The 21,506-nt window shown below is 52.8% G+C and carries 18 protein-coding genes; 10 read left to right on the forward strand and 8 right to left on the reverse strand.

The genetic code is table 11. The features are described from left to right. The first annotated feature begins 428 nt into the window (after positions 1-428). From F608_RS0121445 to F608_RS0121455, 3 genes are read left to right on the forward strand one after another with little or no spacing between them, the layout of a single operon-like run. A complete protein-coding gene (locus F608_RS0121445; RefSeq protein ID WP_022667760.1) occupies positions 429-2,243 on the forward strand; it encodes a two-component system sensor histidine kinase NtrB in 1,815 nt (604 codons plus the stop codon). Then, the gene (locus F608_RS0121450) at positions 2,240-3,589 is read left to right on the forward strand and encodes a sigma-54-dependent transcriptional regulator (RefSeq protein WP_022667761.1); all 1,350 of its coding nucleotides are present in this window, start codon (positions 2,240-2,242) and stop codon (positions 3,587-3,589) included. The genes F608_RS0121445 and F608_RS0121450 overlap by 4 nt, the downstream gene beginning before the upstream one ends. Then, positions 3,586-3,795 (forward strand): hypothetical protein, encoded by a 210-nt coding sequence (locus tag F608_RS0121455; protein WP_153307559.1) that lies wholly within the window; start codon positions 3,586-3,588, stop codon positions 3,793-3,795. Before F608_RS0121450 ends, F608_RS0121455 begins: the two co-directional genes overlap by 4 nt. A gap of 20 nt (positions 3,796-3,815) precedes the next feature. Here F608_RS0121455 and F608_RS0121460 read toward each other — a convergent pair whose 3' ends face one another. Together F608_RS0121460 and tyrA are read right to left on the reverse strand one after the other, a co-directional pair. Beyond that, positions 3,816-4,943: a hypothetical protein gene (locus tag F608_RS0121460; RefSeq protein ID WP_022667763.1), complete on the reverse strand. Its 1,128-nt coding sequence runs from the start codon at positions 4,941-4,943 to the stop codon at positions 3,816-3,818. A gap of 113 nt (positions 4,944-5,056) precedes the next feature. Next, on the reverse strand, positions 5,057-6,199 hold the full coding sequence (gene tyrA / locus F608_RS0121470; protein ID WP_022667764.1) for a bifunctional chorismate mutase/prephenate dehydrogenase: 1,143 nt from the start codon (positions 6,197-6,199) through the stop codon (positions 5,057-5,059). A gap of 107 nt (positions 6,200-6,306) precedes the next feature. Here tyrA and F608_RS32925 point away from each other — a divergent pair, with 107 nt between their 5' ends. Then, the gene (locus F608_RS32925; protein ID WP_022667765.1) at positions 6,307-7,182 is read left to right on the forward strand and encodes a DMT family transporter; all 876 of its coding nucleotides are present in this window, start codon (positions 6,307-6,309) and stop codon (positions 7,180-7,182) included. 97 nt (positions 7,183-7,279) lie between these two features. Here F608_RS32925 and F608_RS0121480 read toward each other — a convergent pair whose 3' ends face one another. Further along, positions 7,280-8,188, reverse strand: a complete 909-nt coding sequence (locus tag F608_RS0121480; RefSeq protein ID WP_022667766.1) for an MBL fold metallo-hydrolase — start codon at positions 8,186-8,188, stop codon at positions 7,280-7,282. 638 nt (positions 8,189-8,826) lie between these two features. Here F608_RS0121480 and F608_RS36290 point away from each other — a divergent pair. After that, positions 8,827-9,576: a VPLPA-CTERM sorting domain-containing protein gene (locus F608_RS36290; RefSeq protein WP_022667768.1), complete on the forward strand. Its 750-nt coding sequence runs from the start codon at positions 8,827-8,829 to the stop codon at positions 9,574-9,576. A 75-nt stretch (positions 9,577-9,651) separates the two neighbouring features. Here F608_RS36290 and F608_RS0121495 read toward each other — a convergent pair whose 3' ends face one another. From F608_RS0121495 to F608_RS0121515, 5 genes are read right to left on the reverse strand one after another with little or no spacing between them, the layout of a single operon-like run. Continuing rightward, positions 9,652-10,443 (reverse strand): ABC transporter permease, encoded by a 792-nt coding sequence (locus F608_RS0121495; protein WP_022667769.1) that lies wholly within the window; start codon positions 10,441-10,443, stop codon positions 9,652-9,654. Then, a complete protein-coding gene (locus F608_RS0121500) occupies positions 10,440-11,312 on the reverse strand; it encodes an ABC transporter permease (protein ID WP_022667770.1) in 873 nt (290 codons plus the stop codon). Before F608_RS0121500 ends, F608_RS0121495 begins: the two co-directional genes overlap by 4 nt. Continuing rightward, the gene (locus F608_RS0121505; RefSeq protein WP_022667771.1) at positions 11,299-12,519 is read right to left on the reverse strand and encodes an ABC transporter substrate-binding protein; all 1,221 of its coding nucleotides are present in this window, start codon (positions 12,517-12,519) and stop codon (positions 11,299-11,301) included. Before F608_RS0121505 ends, F608_RS0121500 begins: the two co-directional genes overlap by 14 nt. A gap of 15 nt (positions 12,520-12,534) precedes the next feature. Continuing rightward, complete coding sequence (locus F608_RS0121510) at positions 12,535-13,482, reverse strand: ABC transporter ATP-binding protein (RefSeq protein WP_022667772.1); 948 nt, start codon at positions 13,480-13,482, stop codon at positions 12,535-12,537. Continuing rightward, a complete protein-coding gene (locus F608_RS0121515) occupies positions 13,458-14,432 on the reverse strand; it encodes an aminoglycoside phosphotransferase family protein (protein WP_022667773.1) in 975 nt (324 codons plus the stop codon). Before F608_RS0121515 ends, F608_RS0121510 begins: the two co-directional genes overlap by 25 nt. A gap of 431 nt (positions 14,433-14,863) precedes the next feature. Between F608_RS0121515 and F608_RS32930 the strand changes: the two genes are divergently transcribed. The 5 genes from F608_RS32930 (at position 14,864) to F608_RS0121545 (ending at position 21,497) form a co-directional block, all read left to right on the forward strand. Then, positions 14,864-17,293, forward strand: coding sequence for a M14 family zinc carboxypeptidase (locus F608_RS32930; RefSeq protein ID WP_022667775.1), 2,430 nt, complete (start codon positions 14,864-14,866; stop codon positions 17,291-17,293). 194 nt (positions 17,294-17,487) lie between these two features. Continuing rightward, positions 17,488-17,922 (forward strand): GNAT family N-acetyltransferase, encoded by a 435-nt coding sequence (locus F608_RS0121530; RefSeq protein WP_022667776.1) that lies wholly within the window; start codon positions 17,488-17,490, stop codon positions 17,920-17,922. A 119-nt stretch (positions 17,923-18,041) separates the two neighbouring features. Next, positions 18,042-19,217, forward strand: coding sequence for an acetylornithine transaminase (locus tag F608_RS0121535; protein WP_022667777.1), 1,176 nt, complete (start codon positions 18,042-18,044; stop codon positions 19,215-19,217). Between the two features lie 76 nt (positions 19,218-19,293). Continuing rightward, positions 19,294-19,791 (forward strand): hypothetical protein, encoded by a 498-nt coding sequence (locus tag F608_RS0121540; protein ID WP_022667778.1) that lies wholly within the window; start codon positions 19,294-19,296, stop codon positions 19,789-19,791. Positions 19,792-19,904: 113 nt separating this feature from the next. Continuing rightward, positions 19,905-21,497, forward strand: coding sequence for an aldehyde dehydrogenase (NADP(+)) (locus F608_RS0121545; RefSeq protein ID WP_022667779.1), 1,593 nt, complete (start codon positions 19,905-19,907; stop codon positions 21,495-21,497). The last annotated feature ends 9 nt before the right edge of the window (positions 21,498-21,506 follow it).

Consider the following 21,506-nt stretch of genomic DNA (forward strand, 5'->3'; position numbering starts at 1 on the left):
TCTTTGTCACCTGTTTGAGAATTTTAAAAAGCAAGGGGTGTGCCATTGCGGATAAAATATTTTAACTCTCTGTAATTATAGATTAATCGGATTTGTGTCTCCTGTCAGGCAGGGGGCGGGGTGACCGGGATTTTTCGGATGTGTATATTTTTTACCCGGCATGGGGTATACAGGTGGTTAGAAAATACCCACCAGGCATCAGAGCAGGTCTAAATGGTTCCGCTTTTTATGCCTCTATAAGGAAAAGCCGGGCCTTTTTCCGGTGATCGTGGTTCAACGGGAAAGGTTCCGGGAAGCATCCCATGGTGGCCAGGGCCGCCGGGAATATGAAAAAGACAGCCTTTATCTGTTGTGGATCAGGTATGTTTCTTGCTTTTTAAAACCGGTTATTGGTTCGGAACTCAAATATATGCAAGAGTACAGAATAGATGAAATTTAAAAATAAAATCCCCGGCATGATCTCCCCTTTTATGATGGCCGGCGTATTGGCGGTTCTTTTGCCCATATTCGTATTTGTCACCCTGGACAGGATAGAACGACAAAGGGTTCATGTCCGGGAAAGATTGCTGGCAAAGGGAAGTTCTTTGATCCGGACCTTTGAGGCCGGGACCCGGACCGGCATGCTCTCCATGGGCTGGGGGCTGAGAAGGATTCAGGCCATGCTTCTGGAGACCTCTTTTCAGCCGGAGATTTCCTATATCATGATCACCACAAAGACCGGGGAGATTCTGGCCCATTCCGATGCCTCCATGAAGGGAAAAATCTTTGGGGCCATGCCGGACCTGAAACCCCTGAACGAGGATATCCTCTCTTTTTCCTCCCGGATCAGAAACCAGGGGGATGAGCAGGTGTTCGAGGTTTATAAACGGTTCACCCCTCTGCGGGGCCGGTTCAGAGGGCGTCATCCAAGACCCTGGTACCGGATAGGAAGAATGAGGCACCATTTTTTCAGCCCGGACAAACCGGAACCTCCGGAAGAAGACCCTGCCGGGTCAGAACCCGGCACCTACGGGAAGGTTCCGGATCAGCCCGGTTTTTCCGAGGCCGAGGAACATTACATCTTTGCCGGACTTTCCATGGAACAGGCCAATATCATCCAGAAAGAGCTGGTCAGGCATACCATTGGAATCGGGATCCTGCTTTTCTGCCTGGGGGGACTCGGGGTCATCGGTCTCATGGTCTTCCAGGCCTACCGGTCTGCCAAGGCCAGCCTTACCCGGGTCCAGGCCTTCTCGGACAATGTGGTCCAGAACATGCCCTCGGGCCTGGTAACCATAGACCGGGAGAATCAGATCACCTCCATGAACCGGGCCGCCCGGCAGATCCTGGGCCGGGACCTTACGGCTCCCTTTCCCCAGATGATCGATCTTGCCGGGGAAATGGCCTCCTTGAACCGGCCTGTTTCCAGGGAGTTCAACCTGTCCGGAGAAGGGGACCTGCGCCTGGATATGACCGGATCCCCCATTCTGGACCGGGACGGGGATTTAAAGGGATTTTTATTTTTGTTCCGGGATCTGACTCAGATCCGGGCATTGCAGAGGGAAGTGGAGACCACCCGGCGTCTGGCGGCCATCGGCAAGCTGGCCGCGGGCGTGGCCCATGAGATCCGGAATCCCCTGAGCTCCATCAAGGGGTTTGCCACCTATTTCATGAAGCGGTATGAGAAGGAGCCCCGGGATGTGGAAACCGCCAATATCATGGTCCAGGAGGTGGAGAGGATCAACCGGACCATTACCCAGCTTCTGGAATTTGCCAAGCCCCTGGCCGTGGAAAAAAAGGATGTGGACATCCATGATCTGATTTCCCATTCCCTGCGTTTGGCCGATCACGACTTTGGCCGGAAGTCCATTATCACCCATGTGGAGATGGAGACAAAACAGACTCTCTTTCATACGGATCCGGACCGGCTCAACCAGGTCCTGCTCAATTTATACATGAATGCGGTCAATGCCATGGATAAGGGAGGCCGGCTGGCCATACGGGTGAGTGACGGGCCCGGCGGAACCGGGCTCAAGATCCGGGTGTCGGACAATGGATGCGGCATGGACCCGGAAACCCTGGACAATATTTTTGATCCCTACTTTACCACCCGGTCCCGGGGAACCGGACTCGGACTTTCCATCGTTCACAGGATTGTGGAGAATCTGGGCGGGGATATCCGGGTGGAAAGCGAGCCCGGGCAGGGAACGGATTTTATTCTCTTTTTCCCTTGGGATATACCGGAAGCGAGGACAGACAGATGAAGAAAAAAATTCTTGTTGTGGATGACGACAGGGCCCATGCCAGGATGCTGGATACCCTGATCACGGACTGGGGGTATGAGGTGTTCCTGGCGGAAGACGGGGACAGGGGCGTGGACATGGTCCAAAGCCAGGCCTTTGACATGGTTCTCATGGATATGAAGATGATCCGGATGTCGGGCATGGAAGCCCTGGGCCTGATCCACGAGTACAACCCCTCTTTGCCCGTGATCATGATGACGGCTTTTTCTTCCGTGGACACGGCGGTAAAGGCCTTGAAAATCGGGGCCTATGACTATCTGACCAAGCCCATTGACTTTGACAAGCTCAGGTTGACCATCGAACGGGTCATGGAACGTATATTTTTAAAAACTGAAAACAAGACCCTTAAAGACCGGCTTAAGCAGGAGCGCTTCCACCACGATATCCTGGGCAAGAGCCAGGCCATGGCCACCCTCTTGGACACCATTCAGATGGTGGCCCCCACCGATGCCAACGTGCTGGTCACGGGAGAGTCGGGAACCGGAAAGGAACTGGTCTCCTCGGCTCTCCATGAAAACAGTCCGAGAAAGGATCATGCCTTTGTGCGGATCAACTGTGCGGCCATCACGGAAACTCTCCTGGAGTCGGAGTTGTTCGGACATGAAAAAGGAGCCTTTACCGGGGCGGAAAGAAAGAGAAAGGGAAAATTCCTCCAGGCCGACAAGGGCAGCATCCTCCTGGACGAGATCGGGGAGATGAGTCTGGGGATGCAGGCCAAGCTGCTGCGGGTGATCCAGGAAAAAGAGGTCGCCCCGGTGGGCAGCGATCAAAGCACCCGTGTGGACGTAAGGGTGATTGCATCCACCAACAGGGATCTGAAGGCCATGTCCCTTGCGGGCGAATTCCGTCAGGATCTTTACTTTCGCCTGAACGTGGTTTCCATTGACATCCCGGCCCTGCGGGAGCGGACCGAGGACATTCCCGAGCTGGCCCTTCACTTTCTGGAACAATTTTCCCAAAAGAACAAAAAGGATGTCAAAGGGTTTTCCCCGGATGCCATGGATGCCATGATCCGGTATGAATGGCCGGGCAATGTCCGGGAGTTGATGAATGCCGTGGAAAGGGGAGTGGTCATGGCCCGGTCCGATTATATCCTCAGGGAGGATCTCTCCTTTATTCAACCGGATCCTGCCGAGTCCGGCTCCCTGGAATCCGGCCTTGAAAATTACAGCCTGTCCGAGATCGAGGAAAAGACCATTTTATCCACCCTGGCAGCGGCCGAAGGCAACAAGAGCGAGACGGCCCGTCGCCTGGGTATCACCAGAAAAACTCTGTTGAAAAAACTTAAACAATATGGAAAAGCATGATGAAAGAGAAGATTGAAAAATCAGGCCCTGTCCAGGTGGATCCAGCCCTGGCCAAGGCGTTGGAAAAAATAGAAGAGTTTGTTGAAAATGCCACAGGAGCCAAGCCCACGCCCGAAGAACTGGCCCCGGCCCTGACAAAATACTTTGTTCTGAAGGAGATCCTGGAATTTGTCCGGCTTTCCCGGGAAGCGTCCCAGGAAACCTGAACTCCTATGGAAGGTTCAGGTTAGCTGACACCCGGATCACCGGGAAAGCGGATATCGATTCCGGGAGTTTCTTCCATGATCCGGATTGCCTTTGACAATTCAATTCTTTCCGGATTTGAGGAACTCTGGGAGAACAGGGCCTCTGAGATCTGGCGCTGTTCAAATATCATCTGTTCTCCCTGGCGGGTTTGAATATAGGCGGCCCAGGGAATAAATTTGGTCAAAGGAAAGACCTGCCCCTCACCGGGAGAGATATCAATGTTGATTCCGGCGATGAATGCCAGGTTTTTCCCCTGGTAGCCGGGTTCCTTTACGATTGTACGATACGCCCGGTCAAATTCCGTTCGTGTATTGGCCACGGCAGAAGAGAGCGCAGGATATTCAGAGGTGACGATCTGGGGCATGAACCGGACTAGATTCCGCTCCAGTTGATCCCGTCCTTCAACCGTATTGGAAATCTTCCTTTTGAAATAGAATAGATCCGGTGTCAGTTCATTTCCAATGGCCGCCCAATGTTCGGCTGACCCATGGGAAGGGCGAATCTGAAATCCGCTGCGGAGCCGGTACACCTTTGAGGTGCTCAGTACACGTACGGGGCCGGCTTTCAAGTCGATTATACGGTCAAGGTCGAGGAAAAGGCCCTGGTTCCGTTCTGAATCCAGAAACTGATTGTCAATGGCAAGGACGTCCAGACCGTCCACAACATTAAAAAATAGGTTTTTTCTGGCAAATTTATATTCCCTTTGATACCAGTTTAGGACTGCATCTATCTTTCCGCAGGACGGAGTATTGGACGGAGGGCAGGTCTGCAGTCTTCGGTAAACACCGAATTCTTCTGTGTTCGGGTCATACCCCACATGGCTGGCCTGGATGATGACCAGGTCTTTCCCATGGTGGGCATGGGGCCCGTGGCGGTCCGTTGCAACGATCCCCCCGACCAGTCCGTGGTTGAAAGGAAATGCACCAAAATGCTTTGCGATGATGATGACGGGGAATCCCTGGCTTTCATCGGAGCAGAACGCCCGGGAAGGCATCATCCTTCCGGATTCAAATCCATAGGATTTACATAGATTGTAAAAACGGGGCACAAAACTGCTGAATCGCAGCATGTACTTTTTGAATCGGAAATCTCTCAGGACATTCTGCATGGGGTCCCCCTTTGACAAGCCCGGCCCTTCCGGGATCACCTCGGGAAACTGCTTCCGGGAAGTGTACCGGATTACAGGATCTTAGAAAACTTTAATTTTTTTAAATTTCCCTGTTAAAACCGCTCAATCAATTTGTTGATCAAAAAGGTGCTCTCCCGCATGGCCTGCCCCCCAAAGGGTCCGAACCACTGGGCGATCTTCCTGAACCGGTCAATAAACAGGTCTTTATCATTTTTTTCCAGCATGTCAATGTGCTGTTCCATGGAATCGATAAAATCCCTGAGCAGTTTGCGCCGTTTCGGGGTGGCAAAGATGATCTCCGAATAAAGACCCGGATCCTGGGCAAAAAGCCGGCCCACCATGCCCAGTTCCAGGCGGTAGATGGGGCTTGAAAATTCCAGGGTCCGTTGGATGTCCGCCTTCTTCTGGAAAAGGAACCGGCCGAAGCAGAAAGTGGCAAAGTGGCGCAGGGCCTGGACCAGTTCCATGACTTCGTCATGTTCTTCGGGAGTGGCTTTCACAACGACCGCCCCCCAGAGGCCCAGCTGGTCCATCAGCCATTGACACTCTTCGAAATTTCGGCCCGGGCTCACCACGATGATCTGTTTGTCCAGGGAGCCTGAACTGGGTCCGAACAGGGGATGGATGCCCATGACCGGTCCTTTGTGGGATGCAAGCATCTGGGCCACCGGCTCCTGTTTGACACTGGTCAGATCGGCCATGAGGGTCCGCTCCGGTAAAAAGGGAGCGATTTTTTGGATGACCTGACCTGTTTTTTCTATGGGGACCGAAACCAGGACAAGATCAATGTCGGAGCAAAGGTCCGGGGCATGGTCCCAGTCCGGTTCGCCCAGGATCCTGACCTCATACCGGGATTTTTTAAAAAGCCCGGCAAACAGGGATCCCATCTGGCCGGTCCCCCCGATGATCAGCACCTTTGCGCCGGGCCGGACAGCCTTATGCTCCATCTGCCGGGTCTGCTTCACCCTGGACTGGCGGAGAATCACCCGGTAAAGGTCTTCCAGGAAATCGGGATCCACCCCGGTTTTGACGGCTTGAATTCTGAGTTTGGAAATCAGGTCCTCTTCCCGGGCCGGATGGTAGACCTGGACCTTGCAGGCTTTTTTCAGGGCAACCACCTGTTCCACCTGTTCCTGGCGCCGGACCAGCAAAGAAAGAATATCCGCGTCGATCCGGTCGATTTCATCCCTGAGGGGCTTGATCTGTTCCTGAAAATTTTTATTGTGTTTTTCCATATTATCTATATTCTTAATCCGTTGTTTTATTCCTATCCAGATCCCGAAAGGAGCTTCTTTGCAAGGTATCAAGTTCGTCCACAATTATCAATTATCAATTCTCAATTATGAATGTTAAAACCCTTCTGGGTTGTCTTTCCATATTTGCTTCAGCCTTCTTTTTTTACCTGGCCACCGTTATCATCAAATGGTCAAAGGTGTCGGGGCTGACCCTAGATTCGGCCATGTTTGTCATAGCCAGGTTCGGGTTCGGTTTTGTTACCGTGGTCCTGGTCATGGCCCTGGGAAAGAAAAAAATCAGGATAAGAAAAAAAAGACTGCTGGTGGGACGGGCCCTGGGCAACGCCTCTGCGGTCTATTGTTTTTTCAAAGCCGTGGACCTGACCACCGTGGCCCAGGCCAATATTCTGAACATGACCTATCCTTTGTTCATCGCCGTTTTTTCATGGATCTTTCTCAAGGCCCAACGGGACTGGATCGCCGTCCTCATCGTCCTGACCGCCTTTGTCGGGGTCTGGCTCATCCTGTCCCCGGGGACCATGTCCTATGATATCAACTCCCTCTGGGGCCTGGGTTCGGGTATATTCGCCGCCTTTGCCATCATGTATCTCAACCTGGCCAGGCAGGTCCACGATACCCATACCACCCTGTTTTTCATGTTCGGCCTGGGCGGTGCCGTGATTTTCTGCCTCTTCTTCAATAAAATGGTCATCCCCACCCCCGGGGAGATGAAGTATCTGTTCTGGTGTTCGGCCATTGCCATTGCCGGCCAGTACCTGATGACCATCGGGTTCAAGTTTGTCTCGGCCATTGAAGGGGGAATTATCTCTTCCACACGGATTCTGCTGGCCGCCATTCTGGGACCTTTTTTGGCCACGGATCCGGCCATGACCCTGTCCGGGTGGGTGGGCGCTTTTTTAATATTTTCAGGCAATGTCTATCTGACCCTGAGAAAGGCCAGAAAAAAGACTAACCCTCTCTAATCCTTGAAAGCCATAGACTCAAGAGGATCCCGGCCCTACCAGGATCAGCACCAGTCCCCAGGGAGTTGACTCTTCCTTCGAGAGGGATGGGGCCATGCTATTCCGTCTTCCGGAAATCTCTGGCCCGCTTGATCAGAAGATAGGAGCAATTTTTAATATTTTCTTGGGTGTACAGGGTGAACTCGTCTTTATAACTTTCCCGGAAAAGGTCCATGACCAGATCCTTGTCCGGCAACCGGGAGGCCTTTACCCGGCGGATGACGGCATGGGTGGTCTCCATGGCCTCCTGGATCCCTTTTTGTGCGGCTTCCCCCTTCAGGGGCCCCTGGTGGGCCGGGCAGATGATGTCCGGGGAGAGATCCCGGATCAGGTCGAGGGTCTGCAGATAGGTCTCTGCCCCCGTAAAAAACAGGGGCCAGAATCCCCGTCCTGGAAAATGAAACCCCAGGCTGTCGGAACAGAGCAGGATCTTCTCCTGCCTGACCCGGCCCATGAGGTTGCCCGGGGAATGGCCTGAAACCGGAATCAGCTCCAGAAGAGTTCCTCCCAGATCGATTTCTGTCCTGCCCGGGATCACCCTGGATCCGCTCAGATCCGGAATCCTTTCCAGGGAAGGGCGTCCCGGCATAATCCCCATTTTTTCAAGGGAGAGGGAGAGGAACCTGTCTTCGTTGATCAGGAGGGGGCCGGCCTTGGGATGGGTGACGAATTCGGCGGCCCCGGCCGCCGACAGGATCTCGGCCTTGGGAAAACGTTCAGCCAGGCCGGGCAGTCCGGTGATATGATCGGAATGGGGATGGCTTGGGATCAGATAGTCGGGTTCAACTCCAAGGCTTTCCAACTGGTCAATCACCCGGTCAACAATGCCGGAAATTCCGGTTTCAAACAGGGCTGATTTCTTTTTTCCCCGAACCAGGAAAAGGTTGAAAAAATAATTGCCCAGCAAGGTCACCCCGGGGGTCAGCACCATGGGGAATTCATTTTCCGGAATAAGGTGATCTTTCATGGGATATCCTGGATTTTTTTTTGCCCGGGCATGGCGTCTCCTCTGTTCCATTGTTTTTGAAAGTTATAACGTAAAGATCGGGCCCGGAGTTGTCAAGACAGGGAAAAAACAGGCCTCTTTTTTCATTGGATCCGGCCGTCCAAAGTAAATAAAAATCATCGGGACCGGTTCTGACCGATCCGTTTCTCCCCAATATATCGCTTATGCGGTCTCAATGTATGGTGTTCCCTGCACCGGTACAGGAGGGTCTGTCAGGAGGCCCCAGGTGAAAGATCCACGGGCACGACGGTTTTGACCCTGCAGGCTGAAAAATAAAGAATATCCCAATGGTCAAAATTTGCAGGGTGAATGTTTTTTCAGACACCCGGACTGTCTAATAAACCAGGCCGGAGCGGGTTGGTTTCGCCGGTGGATGAAAACCGGAGAAAATTGAGTGTATGAAATATCATTCATAATCGGATGGGGAGGAGGTTTTAAACCGGGCCTTCTCAGTCTATAATATGAGTTTTTCTCTGTTTTTTCAAATGCTTATCGTATCCGTATTCTCCTGGCATCTATCTTGCTCACTTCAGGTGGCAATAGGCGAGGAAGAGGAATGGAATTGCAGATGAAAATAATTATTATTTAAGGAGAAGGCCATGAAGAAATTGTTGACAGGCATTGTTGTCTTTTTATTTGTTTTGGGATCTACTTCGGCAGTGCAGGCGTACTCGTATTCGTTTGATATTCAGAGCGGGAGTCTGAATATGACAGTGGCACAGGGGTATGAAAATCTGACTATAGCGACTTCGACCTCCCTGGTCGTCGGGTATGATTCGATTCCGGCATTGGATTCAACCATGGACTATGATTATAGCCTGGGCGTTGATCTGGGACTTGTTTATTCAGTTACGATTCCAGTTCCAGATCTATTTGGCGGTGCTATCAATATGACTGATTCTATCTCCTTCAACCAAAGTTTGGTTCTGGGGGGCCAGGGGATAAACCTGGATGAGTGGATCACACTTGGCGGGACCTCAATCTACAATGATTCTGTGAGGCTTAACGGCGAATTTGAAGGCTACACCCTGAACAATGTGCTTCTGAGCTATAACCTGTCCATTGTGAATGATGCGGCCGTAGAAATGCTTGCTCTCAATATCACCAGCGTGAGTCTTTCCGAGGGAAATATTGCTGATACCCTCAGTGCTCTTGCTTCTTCTCTGACCATGGAACTGGTTGGGACGGATTTATCCGGATTCATTTCTGCCTTTGGTCTTACAGCTGAAGTGACCTTTACCTCGGGAACCCTTGATCTGGCAGCCACCCCGGTCCCGACCCCGGCTACCGTATGGCTTTTGGTTTCCGGTCTTGCAGGGCTCGTGGGCCTGAGAAGAAGCCGGGCCTGATCCCCTCCTGTTTTTTTGGCAATTTGTAAAAAGGTCTGCCGGCCAACGCCGGTGGGCCTTGTTTTTATGGAAAACTCAATTCCGGAGTATTCCTTTTTTCCGGTAGACCCGCATCAGGGCCGTATCCATCATCACAAAGAGAAGAACCGGCAGGAACAGAAAAATCAGGCTCAGGATGGAGGCCAGGGAGCGGTTGGAGGAGTTGAGCAGGGGAAAGAGGGTGCCGGTGAATGAGGGAACGCTTCCCCCGCCGATGAGAAAGACCAGGAAGTATTCGGAAAAGGCCACCAGAAAGACCACGCTGCCCCCGGCTGCCATGGCCGGCAAGAGCATGGGCAGTTCCACCCGGATCAGGGTTTCAAGGGTTCCGGCCCCCAGATTCCGGGCGCAGGTCTGGAAATCTTGTCCCAGGCTCTGGAATCCGGCCACCAGGGCCCGGAACATGTAAGGATAGGAGAACATGGACAGGATGATCACCACTCCGGTAAAGCTGTCTGCCAGGGAGAATTTGATAAAGACGAAATGAAGGCCCATGGCAAAGGTCATGGACGGCACCAGGGCCGGGGTGAGCAGGAGTCCTTCCAGCAAGGCCTTGGCGAAAAATCGGGTCCGGCTGAAGACCATGGCCGGAAACAGGCAGAGGATCAGGGTGACCAGCACCGTGGCCAGGGAATAGGCAAAGGAAGAACCCAGGCCGGTGAGGATCTGGTCCCGGTTCTGGACAAGAAAGACAAGTCCCCGAGTGTTGAATTCCCGGGGCCAGACATGGGGGAACCTCCAGCCCGGGGCCAGGCTTGAAATGATGAGCACGACCACGGGCAGGACAAAAAGGAGAGTCAGGACAAGGAACAGGGGCAAATGCTTCATAATTTCCTCACCCCGCTTTCCAGGCGGCTGACGATCCGTGAGTAAAGCATGATAAACAGAACGGCAAAGCAGAACATGAGGGTCAGGATGGCCATGGCCTCGGGCCGCCGGGCCAGGTCGTGTTTAAAGTAGAGATTGTATACATGGATGCTCAGCATCCCGGGCCGGCTTTCACTCAGGATATAGGGAATGTCAAAGGCCCCGAAGCTGTATAGAAACAGGATGATAAACCCGGTGTGCATGGCCGGGGCCAGCCTGGGCAGGACGATTTTAAATAAAATTACGGTCCTGGAGGCCCCCAGCATGGCTGCGGTCTGAATCTGCCGGATGTCAAACCGGGAAAGCAGGGCCATGACCAGGATCATGGCAAAGGGGGTGCCCTTGAGTCCATAGGCCAGGATCATTCCCAGACCCTGGCCCGAATAGAGCAGGTTGGGAAACTGGTTCATGTCTTGGATCAGGCCCAGGGAAAATGCCCCGGAGGCCAGAATTCCGGACCGGCTCCAGAAGACCTGGACCACAAAGGCCACGGCCACATGGGGCAGGATCAGGGGGATTTTATATACCAGGGCCGGACCCTGGAGTTTTTGGGGCAGTTTCCAGATCCAATAGGCCAGAAGGGTTCCCAGGGCCACCGAGCAGAATGCCGAAACCGCCCCTACTTTCAGGGAGAAAAAAAAGGAATTAAAAAACCATGGACTGTCCAGCAGTCCGGCATAGGCGTCAAAAACTCCGCCGTTGTGGGGCAGGGGGGTTAAGACACCAAAGGACTGGCAGAGGGTCAGAAATACCCCGCCGCAGAAAATCACGGCAAAGGGGAGAAGCAGGGGACAAAGCCCCAGGATCAGGCCTTTTCTAGTCCAGGACATGGGTCTTCCAGCCCTGTTCCAGGGCTTCAAGATAGGGGGCCGGGATCTCGGGAACTGCTGCCGGGTTGAGCTGGGCCGATCCCAGGGTGGCCGGTCCCAGGTCCACCTCTTCAAAGGCCTTTTGCTCTTCAGGAGTCAAGCGGGAAAGATCCAGGGCCGGGAAATCCCCCCAGGTCTTGGGATGGTACTTGGACAGCTGGGCATCCGCCGAGATGAGAAAATCGGCCAGCACCATTGCTCCGGCCTTGTTGGGGGCGTTAAACGGGATGGCCGTAAAATGGGTGTTAAAGATGGAGCCGTCCTTCATCACAAAAGTTCTTATTGTGTCGGGATAGGTCCCTTCCAGGATCTTGTTCTGGGCATGGGGCGGATGGTAGCTCATGCCCATGGCCACCTCTCCCCGGGAGAAAAGGGTGTCAAGGGCGGCACTGCTCTGGGGGTAGGTCTGGCCCTTTTGCCATAAAAAGGGTTCGATTTCGTTGAGCCAGGCCCAGAGCAGGGGGGCCTTGGCTTCAAATAATTGGGCATTAAAGCCGTTCATATACTGCTCATGCCCGCCGGTGGCCGCGTAGAATACCTGGCGAATAAAGGCGGATCCGGTGAAATCCGGGGGCTGGGGATAGGTGAACCGGCCGGGGTTGGCCTTTATCCATTTTTTCAAGGCCTCCATGGTATCCGGGGGGGAGGCCAGGGAGGCGGTGTCGTATTCAAATACGAACTGGGCCTTGCCGTAAGGCACCTCATACCCGTCCACGGGATATCCGAAATCAAAGGCCGCACTTTTGGGGTCCACATTTTTGATGACATTGGGCAGGTTCCGGGCAAAGGGTCCGAACAAAAGTCCGGCTTCCCTGGCATTCTTGAAGTTTTCCCCGTTGATCCATAAAAGGTCGATGTTTCCCTTTTCTTTACCGGCGGCCTTTTCGTTGAGCAGTTTATTGACAAAAACACCGGCATCCATGGGGACCCGGACCAGGCGGATATTGAACCGTTTTTTCATTTCCCCTGCCACATAGGTGTCCACCCAGGCGTTGACATGGGCCCATCCCCCGAACATGTACCACCTGACTTCGGTCCCCTCTGCTTTTGTCTTGAGGGTCTCAAAGGGGGTTTGTAAGAGTTCGGCATCCCGGGCCCGAACCTGGCCGGTCAGGCCCAGGCAGACCAGGATCATCAAAACAAGTCTGATCAGATTCTTTTTTTTCATCTTGTCTCCCAAAATTTAGATGGTTTTCAGTGAAAGTCCTACCTTTTGGTCTAGTACAAAGTTATCGTCCTGGCAGTATACGGTGAAGATCTTGTTTTTCAGCTCCACCCGATAGGCAATGTAATGGCCGGCAAAGGTTTTTTCCGTGATTCTTCCGGGCCCCTCATCCCGGGATACAATGGCCAGGTTCTCCGGTCTGGCCAGGATTTCCCCTTTACCGCGGGGTTCTTTTATGCCGAAAACCGGAAAAAGATCCAGGGGGATAATGTTTACAGGTCCCAGGAATTCAGCCACCTGTCGGGAAACAGGGTTAAAGTAAACCTGTTTGGGGGAATCGTATTGCCGGAGCCGCCCCTCCAGCAGGACCCCGATCCTGTCCGACATGGCAAAGGCCTCGGAAAGATCGTGGGTGACGCTGATGGTGGGGATGCCGAATTCCTTCTGGGTGCGGCGGATAAACCGGGCGGTTTCCATTTTCAGGTTCCGGTCCAGATTGGCAAAAGGCTCGTCCAGGAGAAGGACCGCCGGATTGACCACCATGGCCCGGGCAATGGCCACCCGCTGTTTCTGTCCCGCGGAAAGCTGGGCCGGGTAATGGGATCCGTGTCCGGTGAGCCGGAAATATTCCAGCATTTGATCCACCTGTTCCCGGACTGCGGTTCCGGCCATGCGCCTGGTCCTAAGGCCGAACCCGATATTGTCCCGGACCGTCATGGAGGGGAAAAGAACATAATCCTGGAACACCATGATCACCGGATGGGTCTTGGACGGGGGATCGGAAAAAATCACCTTTCCTGCATCGGGTTTGTCAAGGCCGGCAATGATGTTGAGCAGGGTGGTCTTTCCCACCCCGGAAGGGCCGACAATGGATACCAGTTCACGGCATCCCACATCAAAGTTGATGTTCTCCAGGACGGTTCCGGCCCGGTATCGCTTGCCTATGCCACTGAGTGTAAGATCCATGGAATATCGGAAAGATACTGCCTGATTTTGGTAAAGGTTTTTTGATTTTGCAGGGCACGGTCTGTCCGGGTATATTCATAAAAGGCCATGAAACACCAGGAAAGGGCCCTCAGCAAAATGGTTTTTTCCATGATCCGGGTTTTCTGGATCAGTTCCTCTGTATCCATTTTAAGGCCGGCTTCCCTGTGGTAGGCCTCAATAAATCTTCTTTTTTCTTCCGGCCCCAGGCAGGTATCGGTTTTCCACAGGGTGGTGGTGGGAACCAGGAAATGACCCAGGTCCTGGTATCTGTAGGAGACCACGGCCTTTTCCCAGTCCACGAGAAAGGCTCCTTTTTCTGAGATCAGAAAATTGCCCGAGTTGACCTCGGTGTTGACGAGACAGAGGGATTCGTCCCGGAACAGGGCCCGACTCTCTTCCGCCAGGGACATGATTTCATCGTGGTAGGCCAGGATCCTGTCCCGGACTTCCCTTAAAGGGTGATCCGGAAACCGCTGGATCAGTCCCAGGGATTCCCGGGCAATGTCCGTTACCGGGTCTGCCTGGACAATGAGGTCATCGGGCACGGGCTGGGAGTGAATCCGGGCAAAGATACCGGCGGCCCGGTCAAGATCCTCTTCATAGACCAGGGCTTTGCCGGGCAGAAATTCCATGAGTAGGCTTCCCCCTCCCAGGGGCTTTGGATCCGGAAGGCAGGCCAGGGGCTTCGGGGTGACCCCGGAGCTTTCAAGGGCCTTGAGCACCCTGTATTCATATGAGATCTGGTCCTGCCCCAGACCGAGCTGGCTGCCGTGGTTGATCCTCAGGACAAACCTTTTGGATCGGCCTTCCACAAGGTAATTGGCATTGTACTCTCCGGCGGCCAGGAACGAGACAGATCTGAACCCGGGAACCCAGCCCGTCCGGTTTAAAAATTCTTCTATCCTAGAAATTATCTCGTCTTTCATCATGACGGGATCCGGTTTTCCCCATTTAAAATTCAAGGTCTGCTGCGTACCGGGAATCGTTATGACTCTCGGTTTTATTCAATCCTGCCTCTATATCATATTTTCCCGGGGATCGCCCAGGTACCGGGTTCGTTCAATCCTGCCTGTCTACCGCAAATTTCTTTAGCGGATCAGCTTTTTGTCCAAGGACAATTTTTTAATACTACATGGTTTTAGCCCCAGAGTAAAATCAATGATTATTACCATGTTGAGCGGCCATATATCCAGCCATATAAAACTTGACAAAGAAACATATCCTGTCCTATTGAATCGGGTAACACATATTTCCCAGTTTCGCATATTCTATTTTATCGCATCTCATTTTTGAAACGGTCGCTCCATAAAAGCATTTCCGCGGCCTGAATTATTCATATATTAACAGAGGAGGAAAGAAGATGGAGAGTAAACAGCGTTTTTTGACGATTTTAACCTTGCTCTTGCTTGTTTTTCTGTTGACGACACCCCAGGGACTGTGGGCTGGCAAGAACAAAACAGGTGGGAAATCGTCCGGGACCTCCTGGTGGAATGTGGAGCCGGAAGATGAAGTTCCTTCAAGTGCGTATGATTCAATACTTTATTCCCAGATCGGCCCGAAGCTCAGAGAAATCCAGAAAAACAGCAATCGGGTCGCGGTTGAGGTGATCGGTCAATCGGCAGGCGGACGCAACCTGTTTCTTGTTACGGTTTCCGCACCCGGTACGTCCGGGCGCTTCGGGCACTACAAATCATTGCGAAAGATGATGATCAGGGATCCTGAAAAAGCATTGAGAAAACTGGATCAGTACAAGGATTTCAAGGTTCCGTTTTTCGTCAACGGAAGTATCCACGGGGATGAGTATACGGGCACGGATGCATGTATCCGGCTGATCGAGAAACTCGCATATGATGACAGTGAAGAGGTCAAGGCCATTCTGGACAACATGATCATTCTCTTCAATGTCGTACAGAATCCCGACGGCCGTGTGCTGGGAACCCGTAGAAATGAATCGGGGTTTGATGTGAACCGGGATTTTATCTCCCAGACCCAGCCAGAATCCAAAGCCACGGCTGCCCTGATCGCCGAATGGAATCCCATGGTTTTCTTGGATCTTCACGGGTTTGTTTCTCCCATGCTGATTGAACCCTGCAGCCCGCCCCATAACCCCAATTACGAGTATGACCTGTATATAAAATGGGCCCTGGAACAGGCCAAGGCCATGGAGAAATCCGTATTTGACAATACAGGACATACCTCCCAGATTCCTTTCAGAGACTGGGATTTCAGTACGGCGGGATATTATTGGGATGACTGGCCTCCGATTTATACCCCCATGTTTGCCATGTATCACGGTGCCTATGGTCACACCCTGGAAACGCCTTCAAGAGCTGAAGACGGGGTTGACGCACACTACTGGGCCGTCTGGGGGGCTTTGAACTTCTGTGTCGAAAGCAAGGATGAAATGATCCGGGATCAGATCGAAATTTTCAGGCGCGGTTTTCTGGACCTGCCCCAGGCGGTTGTTCCAGCGGATATCATTTCCCAGGCAGCTTACCCGGATTTTGAGGAACTGGATATCTTTCTCCAGGAATTTCCTGCGGCCTATGTCATCCCCGAGGCCGGTCCCATGCAGTTGAGCCCTCACCAGCCCGCCAAACTGATCCAATTTCTCCTGGACAACGGGGTTGAGGTTGAAAAAGCAGTGGCGGATTTCGTGCTGAACAGTGTCGAATATCCAAAAGGGACCTATGTCATATGGATGGACCAGGCCAAGCGGGGCCTTGCCAATACCATCCTTGAAGACGGGTTGAATGTTTCAGACCTAGGGATTGAGGACCTGGTTTTCTATTCTCCGCCAACGGCCTGGAGCCATCCTCTGCTGTGGGGCGTTTTTCGTGGAAGAATGGAAGAGAAAATGGCCATCAAGACCAGCAGGGTGACCAGAGCCGACAAGGTCAAGGGGAGTATGGAATCCGGAAGTGTCCAGGGATACGCCTATGCCCCGACCAGCATTGCTGCTTTCCGGGCAACCAATGACCTGCTCACCAGAGGGATAATGGTCAAGCGGTTAAAAACATCTTATCTGGATGCCGGGCAAGAACTGGGTCCGGGAACCCTTATCATTCCCAATGATGCCGTGCTTGCCGATGAACTGGTCAATAAATGGGGCCTGGATCTTTTGGCTGTTGATGAGGTTCCGGAAGAGGCCGTGGCTTTATGCAAAAGGCGGATTGCCGTTTACGGAGATGAAGGCGTAAGGTATTGTCTTGAAACACTGGGATTTGAATACGAAACTGTTTCACGATCCGACCTGAACGCCGGGGCCATAACCGGATATGACCTTTTCCTTAATAAAAGCAGGAGTTGGGGAGGGCTGAATGAAGCGGGCCAGACATCCATGGTGGAATTTTTTGAAAACGGGGGTGACTATATCGGTCTGGGTGGAACGGGCATTCATTTTGCTAATGACGCTGGCCTGACCGATTTCATTCCTGAATTCAGCTGGGACCCCGACGCCATCATTAAACTCGACTACCACATGCCGGATGGGATTGCAGCAGGATTCAATCCAGTCGACTATGCCTATGTCCTGGGCGCAGCATGGTTTGATGAGGAGAGCCTTCCCGAAGGGTTTTCCATCACAGCATCCATCGCAGCCGGGGATTTCTTGACTTCAGGGTTCTGGCCCGGCTGGAATGCATCCGGTGCTGCCGGGATGCCGGTCATTATCCATGGAGAAAAAGAGAGTCGGGACATTGTACTCATCGGTATTGACAGCACTTTCCGGGGACATCCGGAAAATACATTCCGGCTTATTGGGAATGCCATCTATGACGGTATGGAATAAATTGTATTCATAAATGAACCGGGCAGGATGAGGATCATCCTGCCCGGTTCATTATCAGCCCGCCCCTTAAAAAAATTCCCCCCTCGGGTTATGCTCTGCATTGACTTATATATCCCAGCAGGTAAAATGCTCCCGGCCATGCAGTCGATGTTTCGGCGAATCTGTCAAAAAAATATGGGTAAGGAATTTTTTCGATGAATATTTCAGAAGTACAACCTGCCGATCTGGAGCCATTATCAAGGCTCTATCAGCAGCTGATTCCCAATGATGTCTCCCTTGAAAAGATGAAAAAGATCTTTGAACGGAACCGGGACAATAAAAATCATATTGTCCTGGCGGCAAAGGAGCAGGGAACCCTGGTGGGGTCTCTGCTGGCAAGTATTACGGAGATGTTTTTCGGCCAATGCAGATCATTCATGGTGATTGAAGATTTTGTGGTGGATGAAAGCCGTCGTGGAAAGGGCATAGGAAAAGCCTTGATGAAAGAGGCGGAAAGAATCGCGGCCCAAAGAGATGTATCCTATATCATGCTCATCACCGATTCCATTCGGGAAGACTCGTGCCGGTTTTACCACGGGATCGGATATCAGAGTGAAGGCTATTGCGCATTTAAAAAACATCTGGGATAATTTGCCGGTTACAGCCCCTGGCAAAAAGGCAAATGCAGGGAAAATAGCCAGGAGATATTTGACGCAGGTTGGATTTTATTGGATGATAAATGATCAGGCAGATGAAACGGAGCTAAAATATGAAGGACAACCCTTTTACTTCAAATGACCTCATGGAGATCACTTCACGCCCCCCCATTCTCTTTGTCCGGGGAAAAGGATCGTGGTTGGTGGATCATGAAGACAGACGCTATCTTGATTTTGTCCAGGGCTGGGCCGTGAACTGCCTTGGCCACAGCCCGGAGTTGATCACGGATGTCCTTGCCGAACAATCGCGCAGGCTTCTTACGCCCAGTCCGGCATTCTATAACCAACCTTCCTTGGATTTGGCCCGCCTCATCGTGAAGCACAGCTGCTTTCACCGGGTGTTCTTTGCAAATTCAGGGGCAGAGGCCAATGAAGGGGCGATCAAGCTGGCCAGAAAATGGGGGGAACTCCATAAAAACGGGGCCTATGAAATCATCACCTTTGAAAATTCATTCCACGGCCGGACCCTTGCCACCATGTCTGCATCGGGAAAGCCTCAGTTTGAAAGATTGTTCGAACCCAAGGTAAAGGGGTTTCCAAAGGCCAGGATCAACGATCTCGGGTCGGTGGAGCGATTAATAACCGATCAGACTACAGCGGTCATGCTGGAGCCCGTCCAGGGGGAGGCCGGAGTCGTTCCTGCCCGGGATTCCTTTCTGAAGGAACTTCGGGAGCTGACCCGTCAAAAAAATATATTGCTGATCGTGGATGAGATCCAGACCGGAATGGGCCGTACAGGCAAGCTCTGGGGGTATGAACATGCCGGGATAAAACCGGATATCATGACCCTGGGGAAAATGCTCGGAGGGGGTGTTCCCCTGGCCGCCCTGGCCGCAACCCAATCAAAATCCTGTTTTGAACATGGGGATCAGGGCGGTACTTTTAACGGCAATCCCCTCATGACCGCCGTGGGCTCTGCCGTGATAAAGACTGTGGTCAGTCCCGGGTTTCTGGAAAATGTGGATGCCCTCGGCAGGTATATGATGCAGGGACTTACGGATCTGTCCAAACGCCGCTCCCTGGGCAGGGTCCGGGGGCGGGGCCTGCTGCTGGCCCTGGACCTTGGGCAGGATATTGCCGTCAAGGTGGTTGAACGGGCATTGGATGCGGGTCTGATCCTGAACGCGCCCCGGCCAAATATGATCCGGTTTATGCCGGCATTGAACGTGACCCTGGATGAAATCGATCAGATGTTGAACCTCTTTGAGAAAGTCCTGACCGGGCAGTAAAACAGATTTTCTTGCCCGGACGGTTTGGCGCGGATGCGCGTTTATCCTTAACCTATATTGGAGGGGACAAAGGTAAATGGAGATATTTCAGCCCAATCAGACAAGCGCAAGACTGCTGGTCACCTATGCCAAAGAAAAGTATTTCAAGGTTCAGGAAAACAAAAACATTGAGAAGTATTTGATCGTTTACGACATTTTCATTAAGGCCAGAAGTTATTATATCATTAACAAGATCTTTTTTTTCCTGGCCCTGCTGTCGGGCATTGTCGTTTTGCTGTGGCCTTCCCTGGCCATCTTTGCCAAGGATTTCGGCTGGGAAAAAGGGTTTCTCAATTCGGCAATCGTTCAGACGACCGTGACCGGAATCGCCGCACTCACCTTTGCCATTTACAGTCACTACAAAAAAAGACAGATGTACGCTGAAAATCTGATGCGGTTTACAATCTTTTCAGAAGAACCCTTAATCAATATTAAAGATTATGTCGTCCAGGAAATGGAAAGGATAGACAGTGGGTTCAGTTTTGGGAAAAGTGTACTCAAGGAAAAAAAAGATCAGAAATCGGCAAAAGGCTGATTGTCCCAGGGATATTGGAAGACAATAATCGGATGAAAATTTATTTGTTTGTATATACAACAAACGACTCCGGATAAAGCCGGACAGAATTTAGGCATAAAAGGAGGTCTCTTTTGCCGGTAACCGGGAAGATATTGATCAACGGAGAGTGGGTCAAGGGTGGGGCCGGGACATTTCAGGCGATGGATCCCTCAACCGGGAAAGTCCTGGAACCTTCCATGGGAAAGGCCTCCCAGGAACAGGTGAATATCGCTGCTGCGTCGGCCCAGGCCTGTGCCGGTGAATTCAGGCGCAGTTCTTTGGACAGGCGGGCCCGGTTTCTGAACGCCTGTGCAGATGAGATCATGGGGCTTGGGGATGATCTGGTGCAAAGGGCCATGGCAGAGACCGGGCTGCCCCGGGCCAGGATAGAAGGGGAAAGGGGACGGACCTGTTCCCAGCTCAATCTCTTTGCCGAAACCGTGCTTGAGGGTGATTTTCTCGATGTCAGGATCGACACGGCCATGCCGGAGCGTAAGCCCTTGCCCCGTCCTGATCTTCGCTATATGAACCAGGCCATCGGGCCGGTGGCGGTGTTTGGGGCCAGTAATTTCCCCCTTGCCTTTTCCGTGGCCGGCGGAGACACGGCATCTGCCTTTGCTGCGGGCTGCCCTGTCCTGGTCAAGGGCCATTCCTCCCATCCGGGGACCAGTGAGCTTGCGGCCCGGGCCATTGCCCGGGCCGTTACAAAATCAGGCCTGCCCGGCGGGATCTTTTCCCTGATCATGGGCTCGGGGTCTGAGGTTGGTTCCGCCCTTGTCAGGGCGCCGGAAATCAAGGCCGTGGGGTTTACCGGCTCCTTTGCCGGGGGAACCGCCCTGGTCAGGCTGGCCAATGAGAGGCCGGAACCCATCCCTGTATATGCTGAAATGGGCAGCATAAACCCGGTGCTTCTGTTGCCCAAACAGCTTGAATCCAGTGCCGAGGAAATCGCTGCCAACTTTGTCGATTCCCTGAATATGGGCGTGGGTCAGTTCTGCACCAATCCCGGGCTGGTAGTGGGAATGGAAGGAAAGAGCCTGGACCGGTTTATCCGGGCCGCATCCCTTCGCGTGGAGGGCCTGGAGGCCGGGGTCATGCTCAATAGGGGAATCTGCCGGGCATATGATCAGGGGATTGCCAATATCACAGGTCAGCCGGGCGTTGATCAGGAGGCGGCCGGTTTAAGGTCAGAGGACAGGCCCGGGTTCCGGGGGCAGGCGTTTTTGATGACGGTTTCGGCAAAAGAGTTTGCTGCCAATCCAAAGTTGAGGGAAGAGGTGTTTGGCCCGGCCTCCCTGGTGGTCAAATGCAGGGACAAAGCTGAAATGACAGGGGTGGTAATGCGCCTGAAGGGGCAGTTGACCGGAACGGTTCATGGGGAACCCGGGGAAATGGCAGATCACGGGGAAATGATCGATATTCTTTCCCAGAAGGTAGGGCGCCTGCTAGTCAATGGGTTTCCCACCGGGGTCGAGGTCTGCCATGCCATGGTTCATGGGGGACCTTTCCCTGCAACCAGTGATGTCCGAAGTACTTCGGTGGGGACGGCAGCCATAAATCGTTTTCTTCGCCCCGTCTGCCTTCAGAATTATCCCCGGAACCTTCTGCCGGAACCCCTGCAGAACGAGAATCCGCTCAGGATCCGGCGCCGGGTCAATGGGAAGCAGACCCGAGAGGCCATATAGGAAGGGGGA

It is taken from the genome of Desulfospira joergensenii DSM 10085, assembly GCF_000420085.1.
GTDB lineage: Bacteria > Desulfobacterota > Desulfobacteria > Desulfobacterales > Desulfobacteraceae > Desulfospira > Desulfospira joergensenii.